The 23,340-nt window shown below is 72.2% G+C and carries 21 protein-coding genes; 6 read left to right on the plus strand and 15 right to left on the minus strand.

All coding sequences use genetic code 11. The features are described from left to right. Positions 1-448 precede the first annotated feature (448 nt). The 4 genes from ACFYNL_RS31835 to ACFYNL_RS31850 all read right to left on the minus strand — a co-directional run bounded on the left by ACFYNL_RS31835 (position 449) and on the right by ACFYNL_RS31850 (position 4,939). Positions 449-1,573 carry a GuaB3 family IMP dehydrogenase-related protein gene (locus ACFYNL_RS31835; RefSeq protein ID WP_388809497.1) on the minus strand — a complete coding sequence of 375 codons (1,125 nt, stop codon included), beginning with the start codon at positions 1,571-1,573 and terminating at the stop codon, positions 449-451. Between the two features lie 105 nt (positions 1,574-1,678). After that, entirely contained in the window at positions 1,679-3,181 is a 1,503-nt protein-coding gene (guaB, locus tag ACFYNL_RS31840; RefSeq protein ID WP_388809499.1) for an IMP dehydrogenase, read from the minus strand. Between the two features lie 254 nt (positions 3,182-3,435). Next, positions 3,436-4,023, minus strand: coding sequence for a sigma-70 family RNA polymerase sigma factor (locus ACFYNL_RS31845; protein WP_003998749.1), 588 nt, complete (start codon positions 4,021-4,023; stop codon positions 3,436-3,438). A gap of 304 nt (positions 4,024-4,327) precedes the next feature. Beyond that, positions 4,328-4,939, minus strand: a complete 612-nt coding sequence (locus tag ACFYNL_RS31850) for a response regulator transcription factor (RefSeq protein ID WP_003948568.1) — start codon at positions 4,937-4,939, stop codon at positions 4,328-4,330. A 380-nt stretch (positions 4,940-5,319) separates the two neighbouring features. Between ACFYNL_RS31850 and ACFYNL_RS31855 the strand changes: the two genes are divergently transcribed. Next, positions 5,320-5,649, plus strand: a complete 330-nt coding sequence (locus tag ACFYNL_RS31855) for a WhiB family transcriptional regulator (RefSeq protein ID WP_388809503.1) — start codon at positions 5,320-5,322, stop codon at positions 5,647-5,649. A 92-nt stretch (positions 5,650-5,741) separates the two neighbouring features. On the opposite strand, the gene ACFYNL_RS31860 is transcribed toward ACFYNL_RS31855, so the two are convergent. Next, positions 5,742-6,644: a LysR family transcriptional regulator gene (locus ACFYNL_RS31860; RefSeq protein WP_388809506.1), complete on the minus strand. Its 903-nt coding sequence runs from the start codon at positions 6,642-6,644 to the stop codon at positions 5,742-5,744. Positions 6,645-6,724: 80 nt separating this feature from the next. Here ACFYNL_RS31860 and ACFYNL_RS31865 point away from each other — a divergent pair, with 80 nt between their 5' ends. From ACFYNL_RS31865 to ACFYNL_RS31875, 3 genes are all read left to right on the plus strand, one after another. Then, positions 6,725-7,393, plus strand: a complete 669-nt coding sequence (locus tag ACFYNL_RS31865; protein WP_388809509.1) for an MOSC domain-containing protein — start codon at positions 6,725-6,727, stop codon at positions 7,391-7,393. Between the two features lie 347 nt (positions 7,394-7,740). Further along, positions 7,741-8,514, plus strand: a complete 774-nt coding sequence (locus ACFYNL_RS31870) for an SDR family NAD(P)-dependent oxidoreductase (RefSeq protein WP_388809512.1) — start codon at positions 7,741-7,743, stop codon at positions 8,512-8,514. A 144-nt stretch (positions 8,515-8,658) separates the two neighbouring features. After that, the gene (locus ACFYNL_RS31875) at positions 8,659-9,348 is read left to right on the plus strand and encodes an ester cyclase (protein ID WP_388809514.1); all 690 of its coding nucleotides are present in this window, start codon (positions 8,659-8,661) and stop codon (positions 9,346-9,348) included. Between the two features lie 67 nt (positions 9,349-9,415). On the opposite strand, the gene groL is transcribed toward ACFYNL_RS31875, so the two are convergent. The 4 genes from groL to ACFYNL_RS31895 form a co-directional block, all read right to left on the minus strand. Next, on the minus strand, positions 9,416-11,041 hold the full coding sequence (groL, locus tag ACFYNL_RS31880) for a chaperonin GroEL (RefSeq protein WP_388809516.1): 1,626 nt from the start codon (positions 11,039-11,041) through the stop codon (positions 9,416-9,418). A 119-nt stretch (positions 11,042-11,160) separates the two neighbouring features. Then, positions 11,161-11,469 carry a co-chaperone GroES gene (groES, locus tag ACFYNL_RS31885; RefSeq protein WP_003998759.1) on the minus strand — a complete coding sequence of 103 codons (309 nt, stop codon included), beginning with the start codon at positions 11,467-11,469 and terminating at the stop codon, positions 11,161-11,163. Between the two features lie 234 nt (positions 11,470-11,703). Continuing rightward, positions 11,704-12,555 (minus strand): polysaccharide deacetylase family protein, encoded by an 852-nt coding sequence (locus ACFYNL_RS31890; protein ID WP_388809519.1) that lies wholly within the window; start codon positions 12,553-12,555, stop codon positions 11,704-11,706. Next, positions 12,552-13,571 carry a polysaccharide deacetylase family protein gene (locus ACFYNL_RS31895; protein ID WP_388809522.1) on the minus strand — a complete coding sequence of 340 codons (1,020 nt, stop codon included), beginning with the start codon at positions 13,569-13,571 and terminating at the stop codon, positions 12,552-12,554. The genes ACFYNL_RS31890 and ACFYNL_RS31895 overlap by 4 nt, the downstream gene beginning before the upstream one ends. On the opposite strand from ACFYNL_RS31895, the gene ACFYNL_RS31900 reads away from it, so the two are divergent. After that, entirely contained in the window at positions 13,554-14,831 is a 1,278-nt protein-coding gene (locus ACFYNL_RS31900; protein ID WP_388809525.1) for a methyltransferase domain-containing protein, read from the plus strand. The genes ACFYNL_RS31895 and ACFYNL_RS31900 overlap by 18 nt on opposite strands. A 264-nt stretch (positions 14,832-15,095) precedes the next feature. Here the strand turns inward: ACFYNL_RS31900 and ACFYNL_RS31905 are convergent, their stop codons facing one another. Next, complete coding sequence (locus tag ACFYNL_RS31905; RefSeq protein WP_388809527.1) at positions 15,096-16,493, minus strand: FG-GAP and VCBS repeat-containing protein; 1,398 nt, start codon at positions 16,491-16,493, stop codon at positions 15,096-15,098. A 202-nt stretch (positions 16,494-16,695) separates the two neighbouring features. Continuing rightward, positions 16,696-17,811 carry a LacI family DNA-binding transcriptional regulator gene (locus tag ACFYNL_RS31910; protein WP_388809530.1) on the minus strand — a complete coding sequence of 372 codons (1,116 nt, stop codon included), beginning with the start codon at positions 17,809-17,811 and terminating at the stop codon, positions 16,696-16,698. 121 nt (positions 17,812-17,932) lie between these two features. Between ACFYNL_RS31910 and ACFYNL_RS31915 the strand changes: the two genes are divergently transcribed. Then, entirely contained in the window at positions 17,933-20,245 is a 2,313-nt protein-coding gene (locus ACFYNL_RS31915) for a glycoside hydrolase family 3 N-terminal domain-containing protein (protein ID WP_388809533.1), read from the plus strand. Between the two features lie 506 nt (positions 20,246-20,751). Here the strand turns inward: ACFYNL_RS31915 and ACFYNL_RS31920 are convergent. From ACFYNL_RS31920 to tsaB, 4 genes are read right to left on the minus strand one after another with little or no spacing between them, the layout of a single operon-like run. After that, positions 20,752-21,009 (minus strand): hypothetical protein, encoded by a 258-nt coding sequence (locus ACFYNL_RS31920; RefSeq protein ID WP_388809535.1) that lies wholly within the window; start codon positions 21,007-21,009, stop codon positions 20,752-20,754. Further along, the gene (tsaD, locus tag ACFYNL_RS31925) at positions 21,006-22,145 is read right to left on the minus strand and encodes a tRNA (adenosine(37)-N6)-threonylcarbamoyltransferase complex transferase subunit TsaD (protein WP_388809538.1); all 1,140 of its coding nucleotides are present in this window, start codon (positions 22,143-22,145) and stop codon (positions 21,006-21,008) included. The genes ACFYNL_RS31920 and tsaD overlap by 4 nt, the downstream gene beginning before the upstream one ends. Then, entirely contained in the window at positions 22,138-22,626 is a 489-nt protein-coding gene (gene rimI / locus ACFYNL_RS31930; protein WP_388810109.1) for a ribosomal protein S18-alanine N-acetyltransferase, read from the minus strand. Before rimI ends, tsaD begins: the two co-directional genes overlap by 8 nt. A gap of 56 nt (positions 22,627-22,682) precedes the next feature. After that, positions 22,683-23,339 carry a tRNA (adenosine(37)-N6)-threonylcarbamoyltransferase complex dimerization subunit type 1 TsaB gene (gene tsaB, locus ACFYNL_RS31935; protein WP_388809541.1) on the minus strand — a complete coding sequence of 219 codons (657 nt, stop codon included), beginning with the start codon at positions 23,337-23,339 and terminating at the stop codon, positions 22,683-22,685. Position 23,340: the final 1 nt, after the last annotated feature.

Here is a 23,340-nt window from a genome sequence, read left to right on the forward strand (position 1 = left end):
GCGGCTACTGCGGCAGGCTCCTGGATGGTTCACGGAGTGTCCGCCCCTAGGTTGTGTGGGGGCGGCCGCTCATCATCCGAACAGACGCAAGACCCACCTCCTGCGGCACTTCACCATCCACAGACGGATCCGGTCCCAGCGGGTGGGCTTGCGGTGGCGACCCATCGGCGCCCCCTTCCAAGACACCGCCCAGTAGCCCGGTGGACGGTCCGTCGGAATCGGGCCGGGCCCCGAGGGCGGGGTCCGGACCAGGTCCTTGGAAGGGGGCACTCCAGCAACCTGGGGCGCCGACAGGGACGTTATCGCTGACGGCCCGGCTGACCAGGGCGTATCCGCCTCGAACGCAACCACGCGCCCCCGCGCCACGCCACACGCCCCGCGGGACGCCCACGGCACGCGAAAGGGCCGGTCGCCGCACAGGCGACCGGCCCCCCTCACGTCGTACGGACTACCGCATGTGCTGCGAGTCCGCCACCGTCACCTCGACCCGCTGGAACTCCTTCAGCTCGCTGTAGCCGGTCGTGGCCATGGCACGGCGCAGGGCGCCGAAGAAGTTCATCGAGCCGTCGGGAGTGTGCGACGGGCCCGTCAGCACCTCCTCGATCGTGCCGACCGTGCCGAGGTCCACCTTCTTGCCGCGCGGCAGCTCCTCGTTCACGGCCTCCATGCCCCAGTGGTTGCCCTGGCCCGGCGCGTCCGTGGCGCGCGCGAGCGGGGAGCCCATCATCACCGCGTCGGCGCCGCAGGCGATGGCCTTGGGCAGGTCGCCGGACCAGCCGACACCGCCGTCCGCGATCACGTGCACGTACCGGCCGCCGGACTCGTCCATGTAGTCACGGCGGGCCGCCGCCACGTCCGCGACCGCCGTGGCCATCGGGACGCGGATGCCGAGGACGTTGCGCGTGGTGTGCGCGGCGCCGCCGCCGAAGCCGACCAGGACGCCCGCCGCGCCGGTGCGCATCAGGTGCAGGGCCGCGGTGTAGGTGGCGCAGCCGCCGACGATCACCGGGACGTCGAGCTCGTAGATGAACTGCTTCAGGTTCAGCGGCTCGTGCGAGGACGAGACGTGCTCCGCGGAGACCGTCGTGCCGCGGATGACGAAGATGTCCACGCCCGCGTCGACGACGGCCTTGGAGAACTGGGCCGTGCGCTGCGGGGAGAGCGCCGCGGCGGTGACCACGCCCGAGTCGCGCACCTCCTTGATGCGCTGCCCGATCAGCTCCTCCTTGATGGGAGCGGCGTAGATCTCCTGGAGGCGACGGGTCGCCGTCTCGGCGTCCAGGCCGACGATCTCGTCGAGGAGCGGCTGCGGGTCCTCGTAGCGCGTCCAGAGACCTTCGAGGTTCAGCACGCCCAGGCCGCCGAGCTCGCCGATGCGGATGGCGGTGGCCGGGGAGACGACCGAGTCCATGGGGGCCGCCAGGAAGGGCAGCTCGAAGCGGTAGGCGTCGATCTGCCAGGCGATCGAGACCTCCTTCGGGTCCCGCGTACGACGGCTCGGGACGACGGCGATGTCGTCGAAGGCGTACGCCCGGCGGCCGCGCTTGCCGCGCCCGATCTCGATCTCAGTCACGTCTGTGGCCTTTCCCTGATGCGTTTCAGCGTCTTCCAGTATCGCCGACGGGCACGACGAGGGCGGCCCCGGAGGTTCCGGGGCCGCCCTCGCGAGGCCTGGCGACTACTTACGGCTGTAGTTCGGCGCCTCGACCGTCATCTGGATGTCGTGCGGGTGGCTCTCCTTGAGGCCCGCGGAGGTGATGCGCACGAAGCGGCCCTTGGTCTCCATCTCCCCGATGGTCGCCGCGCCCACGTAGCCCATGGTCTGGCGCAGACCGCCGACGAGCTGGTGCAGCACGTTGGCCAGCGGACCGCGGTAGGGCACCTGGCCCTCGATGCCCTCGGGCACGAGCTTGTCGTCGGAGGCGACCTCGGCCTGGAAGTAGCGGTCCTTCGAGTACGACCGGCCCTGGCCACGGGACTGCATGGCGCCCAGCGAGCCCATGCCGCGGTACGACTTGAACTGCTTGCCGTTGATGAACTGAAGCTCGCCCGGGGACTCCTCGCAGCCCGCGAGGAGGCTGCCCAGCATCACGGTGTCGGCGCCGGCGGCCAGCGCCTTGCCGATGTCGCCGGAGTACTGCAGGCCGCCGTCGCCGATCAGCGGGACACCCGCCGGACGGGCCGCGAGGGACGCCTCGTAGATGGCCGTGACCTGCGGGACGCCGATACCGGCGACGACCCGGGTGGTGCAGATCGAGCCGGGGCCCACGCCCACCTTGATGCCGTCGACACCGGCGTCGATCAGCGCCTGGGCGCCGTCGCGGGTGGCGACGTTGCCGCCGATCACGTCGACGCCGACGGCCGACTTGATCTTCGACATCCAGCTGAGGGCGTTGCTGTTGTGGCCGTGCGAGGTGTCGACGACCAGGAAGTCCACGCCGGCCTCGGCGAGCGCCTGGGCCCGCTCCAGGGCCTCGGGGCTGGCGCCCACGGCGGCACCGACGATCAGGCGGCCCTCCGCGTCCTTGGCGGCGTGGGGGTACTGCTCGGCCTTGACGAAGTCCTTGACGGTGATGAGGCCCTTGAGGATGCCCGCGTCATCGACCAGGGGAAGCTTCTCGATCTTGTGGCGGCGCAGCAGCTCCATGGCTTCGACACCGGAGATCCCGACGCGCCCGGTGACCAGCGGCATCGGGGTCATGACCTCGCGCACCCGGCGGGTCCGGTCGTTCTCGAAGGCCATGTCGCGGTTGGTGACGATGCCGAGCAGCTTCTTGTCGCCGTCGGTGACCGGGACACCGCTGATGCGGAACTTGGCGCACAGCGCGTCGGCCTCGGCCAGGGTGGCGTCCGGGTTCACGGTGATCGGGTCGGTGACCATGCCGGACTCGGAGCGCTTGACCAGGTCGACCTGGTTGACCTGGTCCTCGACGGAGAGGTTGCGGTGGAGCACGCCGACGCCGCCCTGACGGGCCATGGCGATCGCCATGCGGGACTCGGTCACCTTGTCCATCGCGGCCGAGAGCAGGGGGATGTTCACCCGGACGTTGCGGGAGATGCGGGACGAGGTGTCGACCGCGTTGGGGAGCACCTCGGATGCGCCCGGCAGCAGCAGCACGTCGTCGTAGGTCAGCCCGAGTGTCGCGAATTTCTCGGGCACTCCGTCGACGTTGGCAGTCATGACACCTTCCCCAAATGGCCTTGATCGGTGCGGATGTCCATGCTAACGGGAAGCATGGCTGTCTCATTCCACGGTTCTGGGTCGCTCCAGGCTTCGTATGTTCGTACGGAACCCGGGGTGCGCCTGTTCAGATGAGACCGGCGGACGGGAGCCGTGACGGATGCCCGGACCCCTGTGGCGCCGGTGTACACCGCCTTCACGGCCGGTCGCCGTCGCGTTCCACGGCGAGCGCCGTCGCGACGGAAAGATCGTCTCTACTGCTCGGCCAGGGCGCGCAGGCGGCTGAGCGCCCTGTGCTGTGCAACCCGGACCGCGCCGGGTGACATTCCCAACATCTGGCCCGTCTCTTCCGCGGTCAGTCCCACCGCGATCCTCAGCAGGAGCAGCTCCCGCTGGTTCTCGGGCAGGTTGGCCAGCAGTTTCTTGGCCCATTCGGCGTCGCTGCTGAGCAGCGCGCGCTCCTCCGGGCCCAGTGAGTCGTCCGGCCGCTCGGGCATCTCGTCCGAGGGGACCGCCGTGGAACCCGGGTGCCGCATCGCCGCCCGCTGCAGGTCCGCGACCTTGTGCGCGGCGATGGCGAAGACGAACGCCTCGAAGGGGCGGCCGGTGTCCTTGTAGCGCGGCAGCGCGAGCAGGACGGCGACACAGACCTCCTGGGCGAGGTCCTCGACGAAGTGGCGGGCGTCACCCGGGAGGCGCGACAGCCGGGTACGGCAGTACCGCAGCGCCAGGGGGTGGACATGCGCGAGCAGATCGTGCGTGGCCTGCTCGTCCCCGTCCACGGCGCGATGGACGAGTGCACCGATCGCCCCTGCGGCTTGGGCCGCCTCGTCGTCGCGCATCGGTCCATGGTGCCTTGCGGCCGTACGGTCCGTGGCATCGCGCCCGATGTTGTGCACCGAAGCGTTATGAGCAGGTGCGCCGGAACTCATCCCCTGCGCCCTCCCCTTCCGCTCGACCGACTCGTCCCCGAGAGACTCCACATCTCAAGGATGCGGCATCGGCGCCGAAACGAGCAGCGGGCACCCGACGGGACGCCCCGTCACCCCCGCTCACCTCGCGGTGAGCGCGCCGGACCACCCCGCGAAAAGCAGCCCCGCCCACCACATGGCGGGCGGGGATGACCGTGCCCCCGCTGAGGCCCACCTACCGGACCAGGCCCCACCGGAAGCCGAGCGCCACCGCGTGCGCGCGGTCCGAGGCGCCGAGCTTCTTGAACAGGCGTCGGGCGTGCGTCTTGACGGTGTCCTCGGAGAGGAACAGCTCGCGGCCGATCTCGGCGTTGGAGCGTCCGTGGCTCATGCCCTCCAGCACCTGGATCTCACGCGCCGTGAGTGTCGGCGCGGCCCCCATCTCGGCGGACCGCAGCCGGCGCGGGGCGAGCCGCCAGGTGGGGTCGGCGAGGGCCTGCGTGACGGTGGCACGCAACTCGGCGCGCGAGGCGTCCTTGTGCAGATAGCCGCGGGCACCGGCGGCGACCGCGAGGGCCACGCCGTCCAGGTCCTCGGCGACGGTGAGCATGATGATGCGCGCACCGGGGTCGGCGGACAGCAGCCGCCGCACGGTCTCGACGCCGCCCAGACCGGGCATGCGTACGTCCATCAGAATCAGGTCCGAGCGGTCGGCGCCCCAGCGGCGGAGGACTTCCTCGCCGTTGGCCGCCGTCGTCACGCGCTCGACGCCGGGCACGGTCGCGACCGCGCGGCGGAGCGCCTCTCGGGCAAGCGGGGAGTCGTCGCAGACGAGGACGGATGTCATGGCCGCCCTCCGCAGCTGATGCACGTCACCTTGAGCCTCCAGGCTGGTACGAAATCGTCACCTGTGCGGTCGACCGTCTCGGACGCCTGCCCGAGCGCTTGTTCCTTCAACCGCCTCGCCCTCTCAACGACGGTCACTCGAAAGAGTTACGGGGCCGTGTGCCATCTTCGGCACTCTACGTGAGGGGGCGGATACGGGGCAGACATGCGCGGCGGACCCACAACGTTTCATCACAACCCATGCCCCATTCAGCCCTTTTTCTTCCCGTTTGTTGGCGTTTGGAGCTAGATTCGCAATGAGTCATATTTTCATCTCCTTAGATCGTAGATGTACGGTCGTGAACACCGTATCCGCCCAGAACGGCTACAAGGGGTCACGCAATGGCAGATTTCTCCCGCCTTCCCGGACCGAACGCGGACCTGTGGGACTGGCAGCTGCTCGCCGCCTGTCGCGGGGTGGACAGCTCGCTCTTCTTCCATCCGGAGGGCGAGCGCGGGGCGGCTCGGAGCGCTCGTGAGAACTCGGCCAAAGAGGTCTGCATGAGGTGCCCGGTACGCGCGCAGTGCGCGGCGCATGCGCTGGCGGTGCGCGAGCCGTACGGCGTCTGGGGCGGCTTGACCGAGGACGAGCGCGAGGAGCTCATGGGGCGTGCCCGCAACCGGCTGGTCTCGGCGTCGACGACCAGCGGGGAGACCGCCTCGCAGCATTGAAGGAACGTTTCTGCAACCAGGGCACGCACACGCGTGCCCTTTCTTGTCGCTACCGGGCGGCGTCTTGTCGTTACCGGGCGGCGTTCTTGTCGCTACCGGGCCGCGGCGCGCGCCAGTTGCTCAAGCGTCGCCGTCACCGCGGGCACCTGCGCCAGATCGGGCAGGGTGAGGGCGACGATCTCCCGCCGCACCGCCGGCTCCAGCGTCACCGTGCGTGCCCCTCGGGGCCGTACCGACTCGACCGCGAGCTGGGGCAGGACGGCCACTCCCAGTTCGGCCCCGACCAGGCCGACGACCGCCGGGTAGTCGTCGGTGGCGAAGTCGATGCGGGGCGTGAAGCCGGCGCCCTCGCACACCTCGATCAACTGGCCGCGGCAGCGGGGGCACCCGGCGATCCACGGCTCGGCCGCGAGGTCCTCGATGGCGACGGCACGCGCGCGTGCCAACCGGTGCCGCTCGGGCACGAGGGCGACGAGCCGGTCGGTCAGCAGCGGGCGTACGACGAGGTCGTCCCACTCACCCGCCGGTGCGCCCGCGGCACCCTCGTAGCGGAAGGCGAGGGCCACGTCGCAGTCACCCTCGCGCAGCATCTCGACGGACTTCGGCGGCTCGGCCTCCTCCAGGGAGACGCGGGTGCCCGGGTGCGCGGCACGCAGGGCGGCGAGGGCGGCCGGGACGAGGGTGGAGCTGCCGCTGGGGAAGGAGACGAGACGCACGCGGCCCGCGCGCAGACCCGCGATGGCGGCGACCTCCTCCTCGGCGGCGGTGAGCCCCGCCAGGATCCCGGCGGCGTGCCGCACCAGCGCCTCGCCGGCCTGGGTCAGCCGCATCTCACGTCCGCTGCGGACCAGCAGGGGCGTACCCACGGACGCCTCCAGGGCCTTCATCTGCTGACTGACCGCGGGCTGGGTGCAGCCCAGTTCGCGCCCCGCCGCCGAGAAGGAACCGGTGGCGGCGACGGCGCGCAGCACACGGAGATGACGAGCCTCGATCATCCGCCAAGCATAAGTGAGCCTTGGACGCCGCACCGAATACCGCGTGGACGCTTTGACCACGGGTCGCCTACCGTGCCGCCATGAAGCTTCTGTCTGTGAACCTCGGCCGCCGGACGCGCGTGCCGTACACCGATCACCCGGAGGGCCTGACCGGCATCGACAAGCGGCCGGCGCAGGGACCGGTACGGGTGGCGGCGCCCGGCCCCAAGGGGGTCGGGGCCAGCGGAGTGGCCGGGGACGACGTGTGCAGCACGCGCTACCACGGCGGCGACGACCAAGCCGTGTACGCGGTCGCGCGCGAGGACCTCGACGACTGGGAGCGCGAACTGGGGCGGCCTTTGGGCAACGGCCAGTTCGGCGAGAACCTCACCACGCAGGGCCTGGACGTCTCGGGTGCGCTGATCGGCGAGCGCTGGCGGATCGGGCCCGAGGTGGTGCTGGAGGTCACCTCCGGGCGGATTCCCTGCGCCACCTTCCAGGGCCACCTGGGTGAGCGGCAGTGGGTGAAGCGGTTCACGGCGAAGGGCGCGCCGGGCGCGTACCTGCGGGTGATCGAGCCGGGCGAGGTCCGGGCGGGCGACGCGATAGAGGTCGTCCATCGCCCTCGTCACGAGGTGACGGTGGCGCTGCAGTTCAGGGCGGTGACCACGGAGCGGGCCTTGCTGCCGCGGCTGCTGGAGGCGGGCGAGGCGCTGCATCCCGAGTGGGCGCAGGAGGCGCGCAAGTACGTGGCGAAGTACGGGGGCTGACGGTACGTCCGCCGGGGCGGCGGGCGGGCTCGGCGGACTCGGCCTGGGCGCGGGTGGCTGCCGGAGCGGGCCGGGCCGTGGACCGGATCCGGCTGGCACCGGGAGAGCGCGCCGAGGTCGCCGTGCGGATGCGGGCGGGTGAGCGAGTGATGCCGCGCGGCATGGCCGGTGCACTTCGGCCCTCGCCCGGCATCCCCGGCATCCCCGGCTTCCCCGGCTTCTGGGCGAGTTGGAGACACCCGACGCCGCCGGCTCGGTGCGGGGCACGCACGGGCACGGGCCACGGGCCGGGCCGAGAGCCGGCAGAGGAGCGGAGGTGGGCAGTCCGGGGTCACTAACCTTGCGCCATGACAACGGCACTGATTACGGGTTCGACCGCGGGCATCGGCGCCGCGTTCGCGAGGCGGCTGGCGGCTGACGGGCACGACCTCGTCCTGGTGGCCCGGGACACCAAGCGGCTGCGGGAGCAGGCGACCGAGTTGCACGACCGGCACGGCATCGAGGCGGAGGTGCTCACGGCCGACCTGGCGGAGGACGACGGCATCGAGGCCGTCGCCGCACGCCTCGGGGATCGCAGGAACCCCGTCGACCTGCTGATCAACAACGCCGGCTTCGGCAACAAGGGGCGCTTCCTCGATGTCTCCATGGCCGACGAGCTGAAGATGCTCAAGGTGCACTGCGAGGCGGTACTGCGTCTGACGTCGGCGGCGACGGAGGCGATGCGGGAGCGGGGGCGCGGGGGGGTCGTCAACGTCGCCTCGGTGGCGGCCTTCGTGCCACGGGGGACGTACGGCGCGTCCAAGGCGTGGGTCGTGCAGTTCACGCAGGGCGTGGCGCGGGATCTGGCGGGCAGCGGGGTGCGGCTGATGGCGCTGTGCCCCGGGTTCGTGCGGACCGAGTTCCATGAGCGGGCCGGCATGGGGACGGACAACATCCCGGGCTGGATGTGGCTGGACGCGGACAAGCTCGTGGCGGCCGCGCTCGGCGATCTGGCGAGAGGGAAGTCGCTGTCGATCCCGGATCCCCGGTACAAGGCGTTGATGGGACTGGTGAAGGTGGTGCCGCGCGGGGTGCTCGGGGGGATCAGTTCCCGCACGGGGCGCAAGTACGGGCCGCAGTAGCGAAAGCCGGCGGGCGCCGTCCGGTGCGCGCGGTTCGCGCGAGTCGGCCGTTTCCCGCAGGGCAGGGCGCGAGGCGCCCCGCCGTCGCAGTGGCGAGAATGGTGCTGTCCAGCCGCACCCAGGCACCCGGGAGGCGATGACGACATGACCTTCGTGCAGCTCATCGACTGCAGGACCAGCCGCTTCGACGAGATGAACCGGCTGATGGACAGGTGGGTCGAACAGACCAAGGGGAAGCGGACGGCGACGCACGACATCATCGGCAAGGACCGGTCCGATTCCTCGCACTTCATCGAGATCGTGGAGTTCCCGTCGTACGAGGAGGCGATGCGCAACTCCCACCTGCCCGAGACGGACCGGATCTTCCAGGACATGGTCGCGCTCTGCGACGAGGCACCCACGTTCACCGATCTGGACGTGGTGCGCGACGAGCAGCTGAATGTCCTGGCCGCGCGGGCCTTCTTCGAGGCGATGGGCAGGATGGAGCCGGATCGGATCGGGGAGCACCTGACCGACGACTATGTGGACAACGATCCGTCGTACCCGCAGCCCGTGCGGGGGGTGGCCGGGGTGCGCGAGCAGTACGCGGGGTGGCGTACCGCCTTCGACTTCACCTTCCGGATCGACGACCAGATGGCCCAGGACGACCAGGTGTGCACCCGCTGGACCTGGGTCGCCCGGCACAAGGGCGAGTTCCTGGGGATCCCGGCGACCGGGCAGGACGTGAGCATGCGGGGCATGACCTGGCAGCGGTTCCGGGGCGGCAGGATCTGCGAGAGCCACTGGCTCTACGACCGGGCGGGTCTGCTGGAGCAGCTGGGGGTACTCGGGTGAGTGACGCCCGCGAAGGGAGAAGCCCCCGCTGCCACGGCAGCGGGGGCTTCTTCGGGTGGTGCGTGCCTCAGTGGGCGTGGCCGTGGCCGTGGCCCGCGGCGGCCGGCTCCTCCTCTTCCTTCTTCTCGACGACCAGGGTCTCGGTCGTGAGGAGGAGGGAGGCGATGGAGGCGGCGTTCTCCAGGGCGGAGCGGGTGACCTTGACCGGGTCGATGACGCCGGCCTTGACCAGGTCGCCGTACTCGCCGGTGGCGGCGTTGTAGCCGTTGCCCTTCTCCAGCTCGGCGACCTTGGAGACGATGACGTAGCCCTCCAGGCCGGCGTTCTCGGCGATCCAGCGCAGCGGCTCGACGGCGGCGCGGCGGACGACCGCGACACCCGTGGCCTCGTCGCCGGTCTTGTCGAGGTTGCCCTCCAGGACCTTCACGGCGTGGACCAGAGCGGAGCCACCACCGGAGACGATGCCCTCCTCGACCGCGGCGCGGGTCGCGGAGATGGCGTCCTCCAGACGGTGCTTCTTCTCCTTCAGCTCCACCTCGGTGGCGGCGCCGACCTTGATCACGCACACGCCGCCGGCCAGCTTGGCGAGGCGCTCCTGGAGCTTCTCGCGGTCCCAGTCGGAGTCCGTGTTCTCGATCTCGGCCTTGATCTGGGCGACGCGGCCCGTGACGTCCTCGGACTTGCCGGCGCCGTCGACGATGGTCGTGTCGTCCTTGGTGACCGTGACACGGCGGGCGGAGCCCAGCACGTCCAGGCCGGCCTGGTCGAGCTTGAGGCCGACCTCCTCGGAGATGACCGTGGCGCCGGTGAGGACCGCCATGTCCTGCAGCATCGCCTTGCGGCGGTCACCGAAGCCGGGGGCCTTGACCGCGACCGCGTTGAAGGTGCCGCGGATCTTGTTGACGACCAGGGTCGACAGGGCCTCGCCCTCGACGTCCTCGGCGATGATCAGCAGCGGCTTGGAGGAGCCGGCCTGGATGACCTTCTCCAGGAGCGGCAGCAGGTCGGCGATGGAGGAGATCTTGCCCTGGTTGATGAGGATGTACGGGTCCTCCAGGACGGCCTCCATGCGCTCCTGGTCCGTCACGAAGTACGGCGACAGGTAGCCCTTGTCGAAGGCCATGCCCTCGGTGAAGTCCAGCTCAAGGCCGAAGGTGTTGGACTCCTCGACGGTGATGACACCGTCCTTGCCGACCTTGTCCATCGCCTCGGCGATGAGCTCGCCGACCTGCTGGTCCTGGGCGGACAGCGCGGCGACGGCGGCGATGTCGGACTTCTCGTCGATCGGGCGGGCCGAGGCGAGCAGGTCCTCGGAGACGGCCTTGACGGCGGCGTCGATGCCCTTCTTCAGGGCGGCCGGGGAGGCACCGGCGGCGACGTTCTTCAGGCCCTCGCGCACCAGCGCCTGGGCGAGCACGGTGGCGGTGGTCGTACCGTCACCCGCGATGTCGTTGGTCTTGGTCGCCACCTCCTTCACCAGCTGGGCGCCGAGGTTCTCGTACGGGTCCTCGACCTCGACCTCACGGGCGATGGTGACACCGTCGTTGGTGATGGTGGGGGCGCCGAACTTCTTGTCGATGACGACGTTGCGGCCCTTGGGGCCGATCGTCACCTTGACCGTGTCGGCCAGCTTGTTGACGCCGCGCTCGAGGGCGCGACGGGCGTCCTCGTCGAACTTCAGGATCTTCGCCATGACAGCGGGAGCCCTCTCGGAAATCTGTGGGTGAAAAAGGCACTGCGCCCCAGGGCGCCCGGCTTCTCAAGTGGTCGCGGGGGCCAGGGGCGCAGCGTCGAGCAATGTGCTGAGGTGACTTACTTCTCGATGATCGCGAGCACGTCGCGAGCCGAGAGGACGAGGTACTCCTCGCCGTTGTACTTCACCTCGGTGCCGCCGTACTTGCTGTACAGCACGATGTCGCCGGTCTTGACGTCGAGCGGCAGGCGCTCGCCGTTCTCGAAGCGGCCCGGGCCCACGGCCAGGACGACGCCCTCCTGGGGCTTCTCCTTGGCGGTGTCCGGGATGACCAGGCCAGAGGCGGTGGTCTGCTCGGCGTCGAGCGGCTGGACCACGATGCGGTCCTCAAGCGGCTTGATGGCAACCTTGGAGCTGGTGGTCGTCACGATCCGACCTCCCCCTTCGGAGATCTCACGGGGTTAACTGTCTGAGGTGGCGACCAGGTGGATCCGTCGTCGCGGGTGCCGGACCTGCCCGTCGCGTAGTTGGCACTCTCCAGGGGGGAGTGCCAGAGCCGAGACTATGACCGTGATTAGCACTCGGTCAAGCGGACTGCTAATTGCCCGCGGCGCGGCGCCGAGTTTGCCGTGTGCCGTTCGCCTGTGCGGACGCACCCGGCGTCAGACGTAGTCCTCCAGCCGACCGACCGTCAGCCCTCCTCGGTGGATCTCGCGCAGCAACCTCGCCGTCCGCTCCCTCAGCGTCATTCCGGTCGGCTCCCGGGACGGGACGGAGACGATGTCGCCGGCGCGCAGCCGGCCGGGGCCCTCGGCGTAGGTCAGTTCGCCGTCGCCCTCCATCGCCGCCCGCCACAGCACGACGGCCCGTACGCCGCAGTCGGCCGCCGCGCGCAGCGTGGTGGTGTCGTACGTGCCGTAGGGCGGCCGGAAGAGGTGGGGGCGGATGCCGAAGCGGGCGCGGAGCTTGTTCTGCTGGCCGCAGATCTCGGCGCGCTGGCCGGCGTACGGCAGACCGCGCAGGGCCGCGTGGTCGAGGGTGTGGTTCTGCATCGACGCGCCCACCGAGCGCAGGCGCGCGAAATGGCCGTAGCCCGGGCCGACCACGCTGTCGGTGAGGAACATGCTGACGGGCAGCCGCAGTTCGCGGACCATGTCGACGAAGCGGGGGTCCTTCTCGGCGCCGTCGTCGTAGGTGAGGAACACGACCCTGTCGCGGGTGGCGACGCGGTCCACGACGGGCAGCGGGCCGCCCCCGGGCGGCGGCTGCGGCCGGGCGGGCGGGGACGGCGGCGCGGACAGCGGGGCGGTGAGGCCCCAGCGGCGGTACGGCTGTGCCGTGGGCGTCGGGCCCTTGGCCGAGCGCGCCTCCTGCGCCGCCTTGTGGCCCGGCACTCCGCCGGGCCCCACCGTCGCGGTCGGCCGGTCGCAGCCGGTGAGCAGGACGGCCGCCACGGCCGCCGCCGTCAGGGCCCGCAGTCCCGCCCGCCGCCTCGGCGCCCGCCCGGACCTCACAGGTAGTCCTCCAGCCGGGCCACCGCATACCCCTCGGCCGTCACCTTGTTCAGGAATCGGCGGATCATGTCGGGCATTGTGCCCTTCCAGTCGTCCCGTCCCCGGAAGTGTGTGAGGACGATGTCACCCGGCCGGATCCTGCGGTCCCACTCGCGGTAGTCCCAACGGTCCACGAAGACCTCCTCGTTCCACAGGGGGACGTACTCGATCCCGCATCGCTTCGCGGCGCGCAGCGTGTCGCGGTCGTAGTTGCCGAAGGGCGGCCGGAAGAGCACCGGGCGCTTGCCGTAGCGCCGCTCGATCACCTCCTGCATGCCGCAGATCTCACGCTTCTGGCGGAGGTAGGACAGGGCCGGGAGGTAGGGGTGGTGCAGGGTGTGGTTGTTCAGGACCACGCCTGCGTCCTGCATCCGTTCGAAGTAGCCGTAGTCCTCCTTGATCAGGTAGTCGCTGAGGAAGGCGGTGTACGGCACCTGGAGGTCGCTCATCATCCGCAGGAACGCCGGGTCCTTCTCGGCACCGTCGTCGATGGTGAGGAAGACGACCTTCTGCTTGGTGGGGACGGTGGTGAAGACGGGTGGAAGGCCGAGTTCCTCGTGACCCGCCACCTCGAAGCCGTCGCGGGTGGTGATCCTCGGCTTCTTGGCGGGCGGCGGCGGAGCCGTCAGCGGCACCCGCGCCAGGCGCCAGCGTCTCGCGGCGGCGACCCGGGCGGCGTGGGCGGCCCGGGCGGACGGGAACTTCCCGGGGGGCGCGGCCCCGGCGTGGGCGTGCTCGGAGTGCGGGTGGGGGCTGCCGAGCGGGGGTGGCGCCTTGAGGGGCCGGCCGCTCGGGCCCGCGCCGGCGCCGGACGGCCCGGTGCTTCGCCCCTCGACCGGGGCGCAGCCCGAGGCGAGGGCGGCGACCGCGAGGGCCGTGATGCCGCCGCGGATGAGCGAGCGCCGAGCCGCCCGGCGGCGGTGTGCCGCGGTCGCCCCATTCGAGCGACTTTTGTCATTTTGTACTACTACTCGCATGGTGCGGGATCTTCGCAGGCACCCGCCCCGAACCCCGGCCGACACCGCCGCAGGAAGCGCCCCGTCAACCAAGTGGCCGACAATGACCCGGTGAACGACCTCGCCTCCTTCGCCTCCCTCCTCACCCCCGAGGGCCACGCCCTCCTCGACGCCGTGCGCGACACCGACCCCGCCGACGAACTCGCGGTCGCCACCCGGCTGCGCCGCGAGCACCCGGCCGAGCTGGTGTCGGCGGCGCTCGGGCAGGCCCGGCTGCGGCAGCGGGCGGTGGCCAAGTTCGGGGCGGCGGACGCCGGGCGGATGTTCTTCACGCCCCACGGGGTCGAGCAGTCGACACGGGCGAGCGTCGCGGCGCACCGGGCCGGACGGATGAAGGAGCTGGGGGTCTCATCCGTCGCCGACCTGTGCTGCGGCATCGGCGGTGACGCCCTCGCCCTGGCACGGGCCGGGATCCGGGTGCTGGCCGTGGACCGGGATCCGGTGACCGCGGCGGTGGCGCGGGCGAACGTGGCGTCCCTCGGTCTCGCCGGACTGGTCGAGGTGCGCGAGGCGGATGTCACCGAGGTGGACACGACCGGCTACGACGCCGTGTTCGTCGACCCCGCGCGGCGGGGCGGCCGGGGCAGGGTCTTCGACCCGGAGGCGTACTCGCCGCCGCTGTCCTGGGCCGTGGAGGCGGCCCGGAAGGCCCCGCGGGCCGCGCTGAAGATCGCGCCGGGCATTCCGCACGAGGCGGTCCCCGACGAGGCCGAGGCCGAGTGGATCTCGGACGGCGGGGACGTGAAGGAGGCGGTGCTGTGGTTCGGGACGCAGCCCGGTGCCGTGCGGGCCACCCTGCTGCCGGGACCGCGGTCGCTGCTCTCCCGGGGGCTGCCCGACCCCCGGGTCCGGCCGGTCGGGAGGTACCTGTACGAACCCGACGGCGCCGTCATCCGGGCGCATCTGGTCGCCGAGGTCGCCGACCAGCTGGACGGCGGCCTCGTCGACGCGACCATCGCCTACGTCACGGCGGACGAGCTGCGCCCCACGGCGTACGCGACGGCGTACGAGATCACCGACCAACTGCCCTTCAACCTGAAGAAGTTGAAGGCGCTGCTGCGCGAGCGCGAGGTCGGGACGCTGACCGTGAAGAAGCGGGGGTCGGCCGTCGAGCCGGAGGAACTGCGCAGGAAGGTCAAGCCGCAGGGGCCGAACTCGGCGACCGTCTTCCTGACGCGGGTCGCCGGGGCACCGACGATGCTGGTGGGCCGGCCCGCCTGACACGGGACCGTTCCGCGGCCCTGCGCGGGAGCGGGCGCCCGCGCCTGCTCCTTACGGCCGAGGCGGTCCGGAGGTCGCCTTACGGCCGAGGCGGTCCGGAGGTCGCCTTACGGCCGAGGCGGTCCGGAGGTCGCCGCGCACGCCCGGCGGCACATGGTGGTTGGTCCCGCCGGGCGGGTTCGGCGGCGATCGCGTCGACGATCTCCGGCGAGGGTCGCGGCCCCTCGGCCATCGGTCCCGGCGTTCGTGCGGCGCGCGGGACCGTCAGCCCACCTCGGACCCGAACCCGCTCCTCGCGTAGGGCGCCCCGACCGCCCGGCCCCCGAACACCAGTGCCGCGTCCGTCACGATGCCGGCCGGCCTCCCCCGCAGCAGCCACACCGCACCGTTGTCGTTGTCCTCGCCCTTCGCCGCGGCGGCGAGATCCGCGTAGCCGTTGCCGTTGATGTCGAGGATCCGGACGGCGTTGCCGAACGTGTCCCCGGGTTCCGCGGTGCCCGGCACTCCGGCGGTGTTCTGGGTGAACGCCTGGGCGCCCGTCCCGGTCAGCCCGGTGCGGCTGCCGCGCAGGACGTCGACGACGCCCGCGGCACCGGCCTCGCCGAGCCCCTCGCCGGGCGCCCCGACCACCACGTCGTCGATGCCGTCACCGGTGATGTCACCGACGGCGAGGGCGGAACCGAAGTGGTCGCCGTTCTCCGACGTGCCCGGGACGCCCGGGGTGTCCTGGCTGTACGACGTCCAGGTGCCGGAGGGCGTGAGACCGGACGGCGAGCCGTACGCGACCTCGATCCTCTCCTCGTTGCGGAAGCCGACCAGCAGGTCGTCGCATCCGTCGCCGTTGACGTCCCCCAGGGCCACGTCGCCCTCCCCGTCGGGGGCGGTGGCACGGGTGAGCCCGGTGGCCGAGGACCGGTAGAACTTGGTGCAGTCGAAGACGCCGTCGCCGCAGTAGGCACGCAGCGCGAGGTCGTCGCGTCCGTCGCCGTCGACGTCACCGACCGCGCCGTCCTTGACGTCGACGTACCGGAGGTGCTCGGGGTCGAGGGGCGCGGTGCGGGCGGGGGTGCCCGTGCGGGTGAACGGGCCCGACCAGACACCGGCCGTCGTGCCGACGGGGTCGTCGCCGGGTGCCTGGCCGGTGCGGAAGGCCGCCAGGTCCAGCTTGCCGTCGCCGTCGAAGTCGCCGGTCGTGGTCCTGTTGGCGTCGATCGCGGCGCTGCCGGCACCGGACAGGCCCTGCGGTGCGCCCCAGACGATCACCGCGTCGCCGGGCCCGGAGACGAACCCGATGACCAGGTCGGCGTAGCGGTCGCCGTTCAGGTCGCCCTTGGCGAGCTGTGCCCCGAACTCCTGGTTCTCGACCGGGCTGCCCGGCACACCGCTCGTGGCACGGCTGATGACGGTGCTCCGGCCGGCCGACAGGCCGTGCGGGCCGCCGTACATCACGGTGACGAAGCCCGCTCCGGGCCGTCCGCCGACGGTCCCGTGCAGGGCTCCGACGGCGAGGTCCTGGTAGCCGTCTCCGTTGAAGTCGTCGCGTACGGGCGGCGCCGTCGCGGCCTCGGCGCGGCCCGCGTGACCGGCGGGCAGTACGCCGAGGGCGAGCACCCCCGCGACGGCCGGAACTGCCCAACGGCTGGACGACTTCAGCGAAAACACCGGGAGACCCCCTGGTCACGTCGACACGGTCACCGCACCAGACTCACCACCGCCCCCAGGGGTTGTACCGGGCGGCTCGACGGAGCCCCCCTCTCCAGGGCGTCACCGGGAAACCGTCGAAACTTTCGACACGAGACCCGATTGACTTCGGCGCCGTCGCGGAGGCCGGAGAACGCCCGGCCATGGAGTGCGCCCGTCCGCCTCAGGCCGCCGGAGGCGCTCCCGTGCTGCTGCGCACCACCAGGCTCGTCGCCAGCTCCACCCGCGTGTTCGTCGGCGTCCCGTCCTCCCGCGCGAGGGTCAGCACCAGCTTCGCCGCCGCCTCCGCCATCTCCGTCAGCGGCTGCCGTACGGTCGTCAGCGGCGGCCCCATCCAGCGCGCGACCGGCAGATCGTCGAAGCCGACCACGCTCAGGTCCTGCGGGATCCGCAGCCCCAGCTCGCGCGCGGCCTCGTACAGCCCGAGCGCCTGAAGGTCGTTGCCGGCGAAGACGGCGGTCGGCCGGTCCGGACGGCGCAGCAGCTCCAGGCCCTGCCGGTAGCCGGTCTCGTGGTGGAAGTCGCCGGGCCGGACCAGGTCCTGCTCGACCGGGAGCCCGGCCGTCTCCAGGGCGGCCCGGTAGCCGTCGACGCGGGCGCGGCTGCACATCATCCGGGACGGTCCGGTGATCGCGCCGATCCTGCGGTGGCCGAGCTCGACCAGGTGCCGGGTGGCGGCGAGCCCGCCCTGCCAGTTGGTCGCCCCGATCGACGCCACGTCGGCACCCGGGTCGCCCGCCGGGTCCATCACCACGAACGGGATCGACCGGCTGGTGAGCAGGGCGCGCTGGGACTCGTCGAGGCCGGAGAGCACGAGGACCACGCCGTGCGGGCGGCGGGCGGCGACCTGGTCGGCCCAGGTCCGGCCGGGCGTGAGCCGCCCGGCGCTCTCGCTCAGCACCACGCTCAGCCCGGCGTCGCGGGCCACGTTCTCCACCCCCCGGATGACCTCCATCGCCCACGCGCTCTCCAGTTCGTGGAAGACCAGGTCGATCAGGGGCGAGCGGCCGGCCTCGGCGCGGCGGCGCCGGTAGCCGTGGGCGCGCAGGAGGTCCTCGACCCGGCTGCGGGTGGCCGGGGCGACGTCGGCGCGGCCGTTGAGGACCTTCGAAACAGTCGGCGCGGAGACGCCGGCCTCGCGGGCGATCTCGGCGAGCGTCGCGGTCTGCGCGGACCGGCCGGTCGCGGGCGCCGTCGGCGTGGTCGTCCGGGTTTGCGACCTTGTCGTCCGGGTTTCCGACGGTGTCGTCCGGCTTTCAGCGGGCTCACGGGCTGTCATGGCGGCGATCGTATCCCTGCGTGCCCCCTTGACGAACCCTTCTCACCGCACCTAGGTTCCCGGAACATTCGAGGTGAACAACGAAACATTCGCGAGGCCCCTTCGCCCCGACAGGAGTTTCATGACCCCCGCCCCCTGGCGCGACCCCGCCCTGTCCGCCGCCGACCGCGTCGACGCCCTCCTCTCCCTGATGACCCTGGAGGAGAAGACCGCCCAGCTGTACGGCGTGTGGGTGGGCGCCGCCACGGACGGCGAGGGTGTCGCCCCGCACCAGCACGACATGACCGCCGCCTCCGCCGACGAGTACGACGAGCTGATCGCCCACGGCCTCGGGCAGCTCACCCGCTCCTTCGGCACCGCCCCCGTGGACCCGGCGCTGGGCGCGCGGGCACTGGCCCGCGCCCAGCGCCGGATCGCCGAGGCCGGCCGCTTCGGCATCCCGGCGGTGGCCCACGAGGAGTGCCTGGCGGGCTTCACGGCCTGGCGGGCCACCGCCTACCCGGTACCGCTGGCGTGGGGGGCCTCCTTCGACCCCCCGCTCGTGGAGGTGATGGCCCGGCGCATCGGCCGGGACCTGCGCTCGGTGGGCGTCCACCAGGGCCTCGCGCCGGTCCTGGACGTCGTACGCGATCCGCGCTGGGGGCGGGTCGAGGAGACCATCGGCGAGGATCCCTACCTGACCGGCACGATCGGCGCGGCCTACGTCCGGGGCCTGGAGTCGGCCGGCGTCGTCGCCACGCTCAAGCACTTCGCCGGGTACGCGTCCTCGGCGGGCGCCCGCAACCTCGCACCCGTACGGGCGGGCGTCCGGGAGTTCGCGGACGTCACCCTGCCCCCGTTCGAGATGGCGCTGCGCGAGGGCGGGGCGCGCTCGGTGATGGCGGCGTACAACGAGACGGACGGCGTGCCGGCCTCCGCGGACCCGTCGCTGCTGACCGAACTCCTCCGGGAGCAGTGGGGTTTCACCGGCACGGTCGTGGCCGACTACTTCGGCATCGGCTTCCTGGAGACGCTGCACCGGGTGGCGGGCGACCCCGCCGAGGCGGCCCACGCGGCGCTGGCAGCCGGCATCGACGTCGAGCTTCCGACCCTGAAGTGCTACGGCACCCCCCTGGTGGAGGCCGTCCGTGCCGGCGAGATCCCTCAGGATCTGGTGGACCGGGCGGCCCGCCGGGTGCTGCTGCAGAAGTGCGAGCTGGGCCTCCTCGACGAGGACTGGAACCCGGAGCCCACCGGCCCGGTCGACCTCGACTCCCCCGCGAACCGGGCGGTCGCCCGAAGGCTGGCCGAGGAGTCCGTGGTGCTGCTCGACAACCCCGACGGCGTGCTGCCGCTGGCCCCCGACACGAGGATCGCGGTCGTGGGCCCGCGCGCGGCCGACGCCCTGGCGGTGCTCGGCTGCTACTCCTTCCCCTCGCACGTGCTCACGCACCACCCGGACGTCCCGACGGGCATCGAGATCCCGACCGTCCTTGAGGCACTGCGCGCCGAACTGCCCGATGCCAAGGTGACGTTCACGGAGGGCTGCGGGGTCTCCGACGCGGACACGGCGGGCTTCGAGGAGGCGGTGGCCCGGACCTCGGAGGCGGATGTGTGCCTGGCGGTACTGGGCGACCGGGCGGGGCTGTTCGGCCGGGGCACGTCGGGCGAGGGCTGCGACGCGACGGACCTGCGGCTGCCCGGTGTGCAGGGCGAGTTGCTGGACGCCCTTGTGGCGACCGGTGTCCCGGTGGTCCTGGTCCTCCTCACCGGCCGCCCCTACGCACTGGGCCGCTGGCAGGGGCGGCTGGCAGCCGTCGTCCAGGCGTTCTTCCCGGGTGAGGAGGGCGGCCCGGCCGTGGCCGGGGTGCTGTCGGGCCGCGTCAGCCCGTCGGGCCGCCTGCCGGTGAGCGTGCCGCGCGAACCCGGCGGCCAGCCGTGGACGTACCTGCAGCCGCCGCTGGGGCTCGCGGGCGAGGTCAGCAACCTGGACCCGACGCCGTTGTACGCGTTCGGACATGGGCGGTCGTACACGGAGTTCACATGGGACGCGTTCCAGGGGACCGCCACGGAGATCACCACCGAGGGCACCCATGACCTCTCACTCACCGTCCGCAACACCGGTGACCGTGAGGGTGCGGAGGTGGTCCAGCTGTACCTGCACGACCCGGTGGCGTCGGTCACCCGGCCGGACGTACGCCTGATCGGCTACCAGCGGGTCCAGTTGGCGCCGGGCGAGGCGGCTCGGGTGACCTTCCGCTTCCACACCGACCTGTCGTCGTTCACCGACCGTTCGGGGCGAAGGGTGGTCGAACCGGGCGTCCTGGAACTGCGGTTGGCGGCGTCCAGCACGGACGTACGGCACACCACGCGGCTGAATCTGACCGGACCGGTACGACACGTGGGTGCGGACCGGCGCCTGCGATGCCTGGCCGAGGTGACGGCCCGGGCCTGAGCCGCGCCTGGCGGACGGGCCCGGACGGTCAGGCACGCCCCGGGGGAGCCACGGGCGGCCCCGATCCCCGGACGGCCGGCCGTCGACCGGCCGGGTGCGGCGGCCGCGGCCACTCACGGAAGCGCCGGAACGGCTTGCTATGCAGCACGGCACGGGCGTGAGCCGCGCCTGGCGGACAAGCCGGACGGTCAGGCACGCCACCGCGCAAGCCGTGGCCGACCGGGATCCCCGCCCAACCGACCCTCGACCAACCGGGTGCGGCGGCCGCGGCCGCTCACGAGGAGCGCCGGAACGGCCTGCTATGCAGCACGGCACGGGCCTGAGCCGCGCCTGGCGGACGAGCCGGACGGTCAGGTACGCCCCGTGGGAGCCACGGGCGGCCCCGATCCCCGGACGGCCGGCCGTCGACCAGCCGGGTGCGGCGGCCGCGGCCACTCACGGGGAGCGCAGGTACGGCCTGCCGCCGCGGCGGGGCCGGGTGGGCGGCAGGCCGTGGGCGCTTCCGGTCAGGTCCCGTCGACCGATTCGAACCGCCACCGATGCACCGTCCGCGTGACCAACTCGGCCGCGGGTTCAGGCAGTTCGGGAAGGTCGGCGTCGAGCTCCGCGTCCCACCAGGTGATGACGAGCACCCGGTCCTGCGGTGCCCGGAGGGTCTCCCGGCGCAGGGGCCGTGCGGCCAGCTCCTGCGCCCGTGCCCAGGCCAGCAGTGCCTCCCCCTGGCCGGGCACCGCACGCGCCTCCCACATCAGGGCGACCGTCATGAGTAGAGGTTCTCCTTGCTGACCTCGTGCACATGGTCGTGACCGTGGTGGCCGTGACCGTGGTCGTGGCCCTGGTCCGCGAAGTCGCCCGGCACATGGGGATCGGTCACCGGCAGCGACGAGTCCGCCGAAAGGTCCCAGCCGGAGGCCGGCCGGTTGCGCGCGACCATCTCCGCGCCGAGCGCGGCCACCATCGCGCCGTTGTCCGTGCACAGCTTGGGCCGGGGCACCCGCAGCCGGACACCGGCCGCCTCGCAGCGCTCCTGGGCCAGCGCCCGCAGCCGGGAGTTGGCCGCCACGCCACCGCCGATCATCAGGTGGTCGACGCCCTCGTCCTTGCAGGCCCGCACGGCCTTGCGGGTCAGCACGTCCACGACCGCCTCCTGGAAGGAGGCCGCGACGTCCCGCACCGGAACCTCCTCGCCCGCGGCCCGCTTGGCCTCGATCCAGCGGGCGACCGCCGTCTTGAGGCCGGAGAAGGAGAAGTCGTACGCCGGGTCGCGCGGTCCGGTCAGACCCCGCGGGAACGCGATCGCCTCGGGGTCGCCCTCGCGGGCGTACCGGTCGATGACCGGACCGCCGGGGAACCCCAGGTTCAGCACCCGGGCGATCTTGTCGAAGGCCTCGCCGGCCGCGTCGTCGATGGTCGCGCCCATCGGGCGGACGTCGGAGGTGATGTCCGAGGAGAGCAGGAGGGAGGAGTGGCCGCCGCTCACCAGCAGCGCCATCGTCGGCTCCGGCAGCGCGCCGTGCTCCAGCTGGTCCACGCAGATGTGGGAGGCGAGGTGGTTGACGCCGTAGAGCGGCTTGCCCAGCGCGTAGGCGTACGCCTTCGCCGCCGAGACGCCCACCAGCAGCGCGCCCGCGAGGCCCGGACCCGCGGTCACCGCGATGCCGTCCAGGTCGCGGGCGGAGACACCCGCCTCCTTCAGGGCGCGGTCGATGGTCGGGACCATCGCCTCCAGGTGCGCCCGGGAGGCGACCTCCGGCACGACACCGCCGAAGCGGGCGTGCTCGTCGACGCTGGAGGCGACGGCGTCGGCGAGCAGGGTGGTGCCGCGCACGATCCCGACACCGGTCTCGTCGCAGGAGGTCTCGATGCCGAGTACGAGAGGCTCGTCGCGTGAGTCAGCCATTGATCTCGGTTCCTTGTACGGGTGTTCCTGGTACGGAAGTGGATGGGTCGGTCAGTCGCATCACCAGGGCGTCCACGTTCCCCGGCTGGTAGTAGCCCCGCCGGAAGCCGATGGCCTCGAAGCCGAAGCGCTCGTACAGCTTCTGCGCGCGGACGTTGTCCACCCGGCACTCCAGCATCACTTCGGCGCAGTCGAAGTCGGTCGCCGCCCGCAGCAGTTCGGTGAGCAGCCGGCTGCCGAGCCCGGTGCCCTGGTGGTCGCGGGCGACGGCGATGGTCTGGATGTCGGCGAGGTCGCCGGAGGAGGCGAGCCCGGCGTACCCCACGAGCCGCCCGCCGTCCTCGGCGACGAGATAGCGCCGGGTCGCGCCGGGGCCGCGGGCGTGGGCCAGTTCGGACCAGAACATGCCCCGGGACCAGGCGTCCTCGGGGAAGAGGTCCTTCTCCAGCTCCAGCACGGCGTCGATGTCCCACCAGCGCATCTCGCGCAGCGCAGGAGTCACGGGCGGCCCGGTCTCCGGTCCGGTCGGCTGTCCTGTCACTTGGGGGTGACCACCTTGTAGTTCTTGGGGACCTGTGCGTCGGGCCGGCGCAGGTACAGCGGCCGGGGCGCGGGAAGTTCCTCGCCCGCCGCGAGCCGCTCGACGGCCAGGGCCGCGAGGGCCGCCGCCGACACGTGCTCGGGCTCGTGGGCGCCGGGGAAGGTGTCGGGGTACAGCAGCGCGCCCGCGCCGACGGCCGGCAGTCCGGCGACCTGGTCGGCGATGTCGGCGGGCCGGTCGACGGCCGGGTCGGTCAGGCGGGTGCGGGAGTCGGCGTACCGCGCCCAGTAGACCTCCTTGCGCCGGGCGTCGGTCGCGACGACGAAGGGGCCCTTCTCGATGTCGGCGGCGTAGGCGAGGCCGTCGAGGGTGCACACGCCGTGCACGGGGACGCCCAGGGCGAGGGCGAAGGTGTCGGCGGTCATCAGACCGACGCGCAGACCGGTGTACGGGCCGGGACCGATGCCTACGACGATGCCGGTGACGGCGTCGAGCTTCGCACCGGCTTCGGCGAGGACACGGTCGACGGCCGGCAGCAGCAGTTCGCCGTGCCGGCGTGCGTCGACCTGGCTGGAGGAGGCGATGACGTCCGTGCCGTCGTGCAGGGCGACGGTGACGGCGGGGGTGGCGGTATCCAGAGCGAGCAAGAGCACG

Source organism: Streptomyces sp. NPDC007808 (assembly GCF_042868655.1).
Taxonomy (GTDB): Bacteria; Actinomycetota; Actinomycetes; order Streptomycetales; family Streptomycetaceae; genus Streptomyces.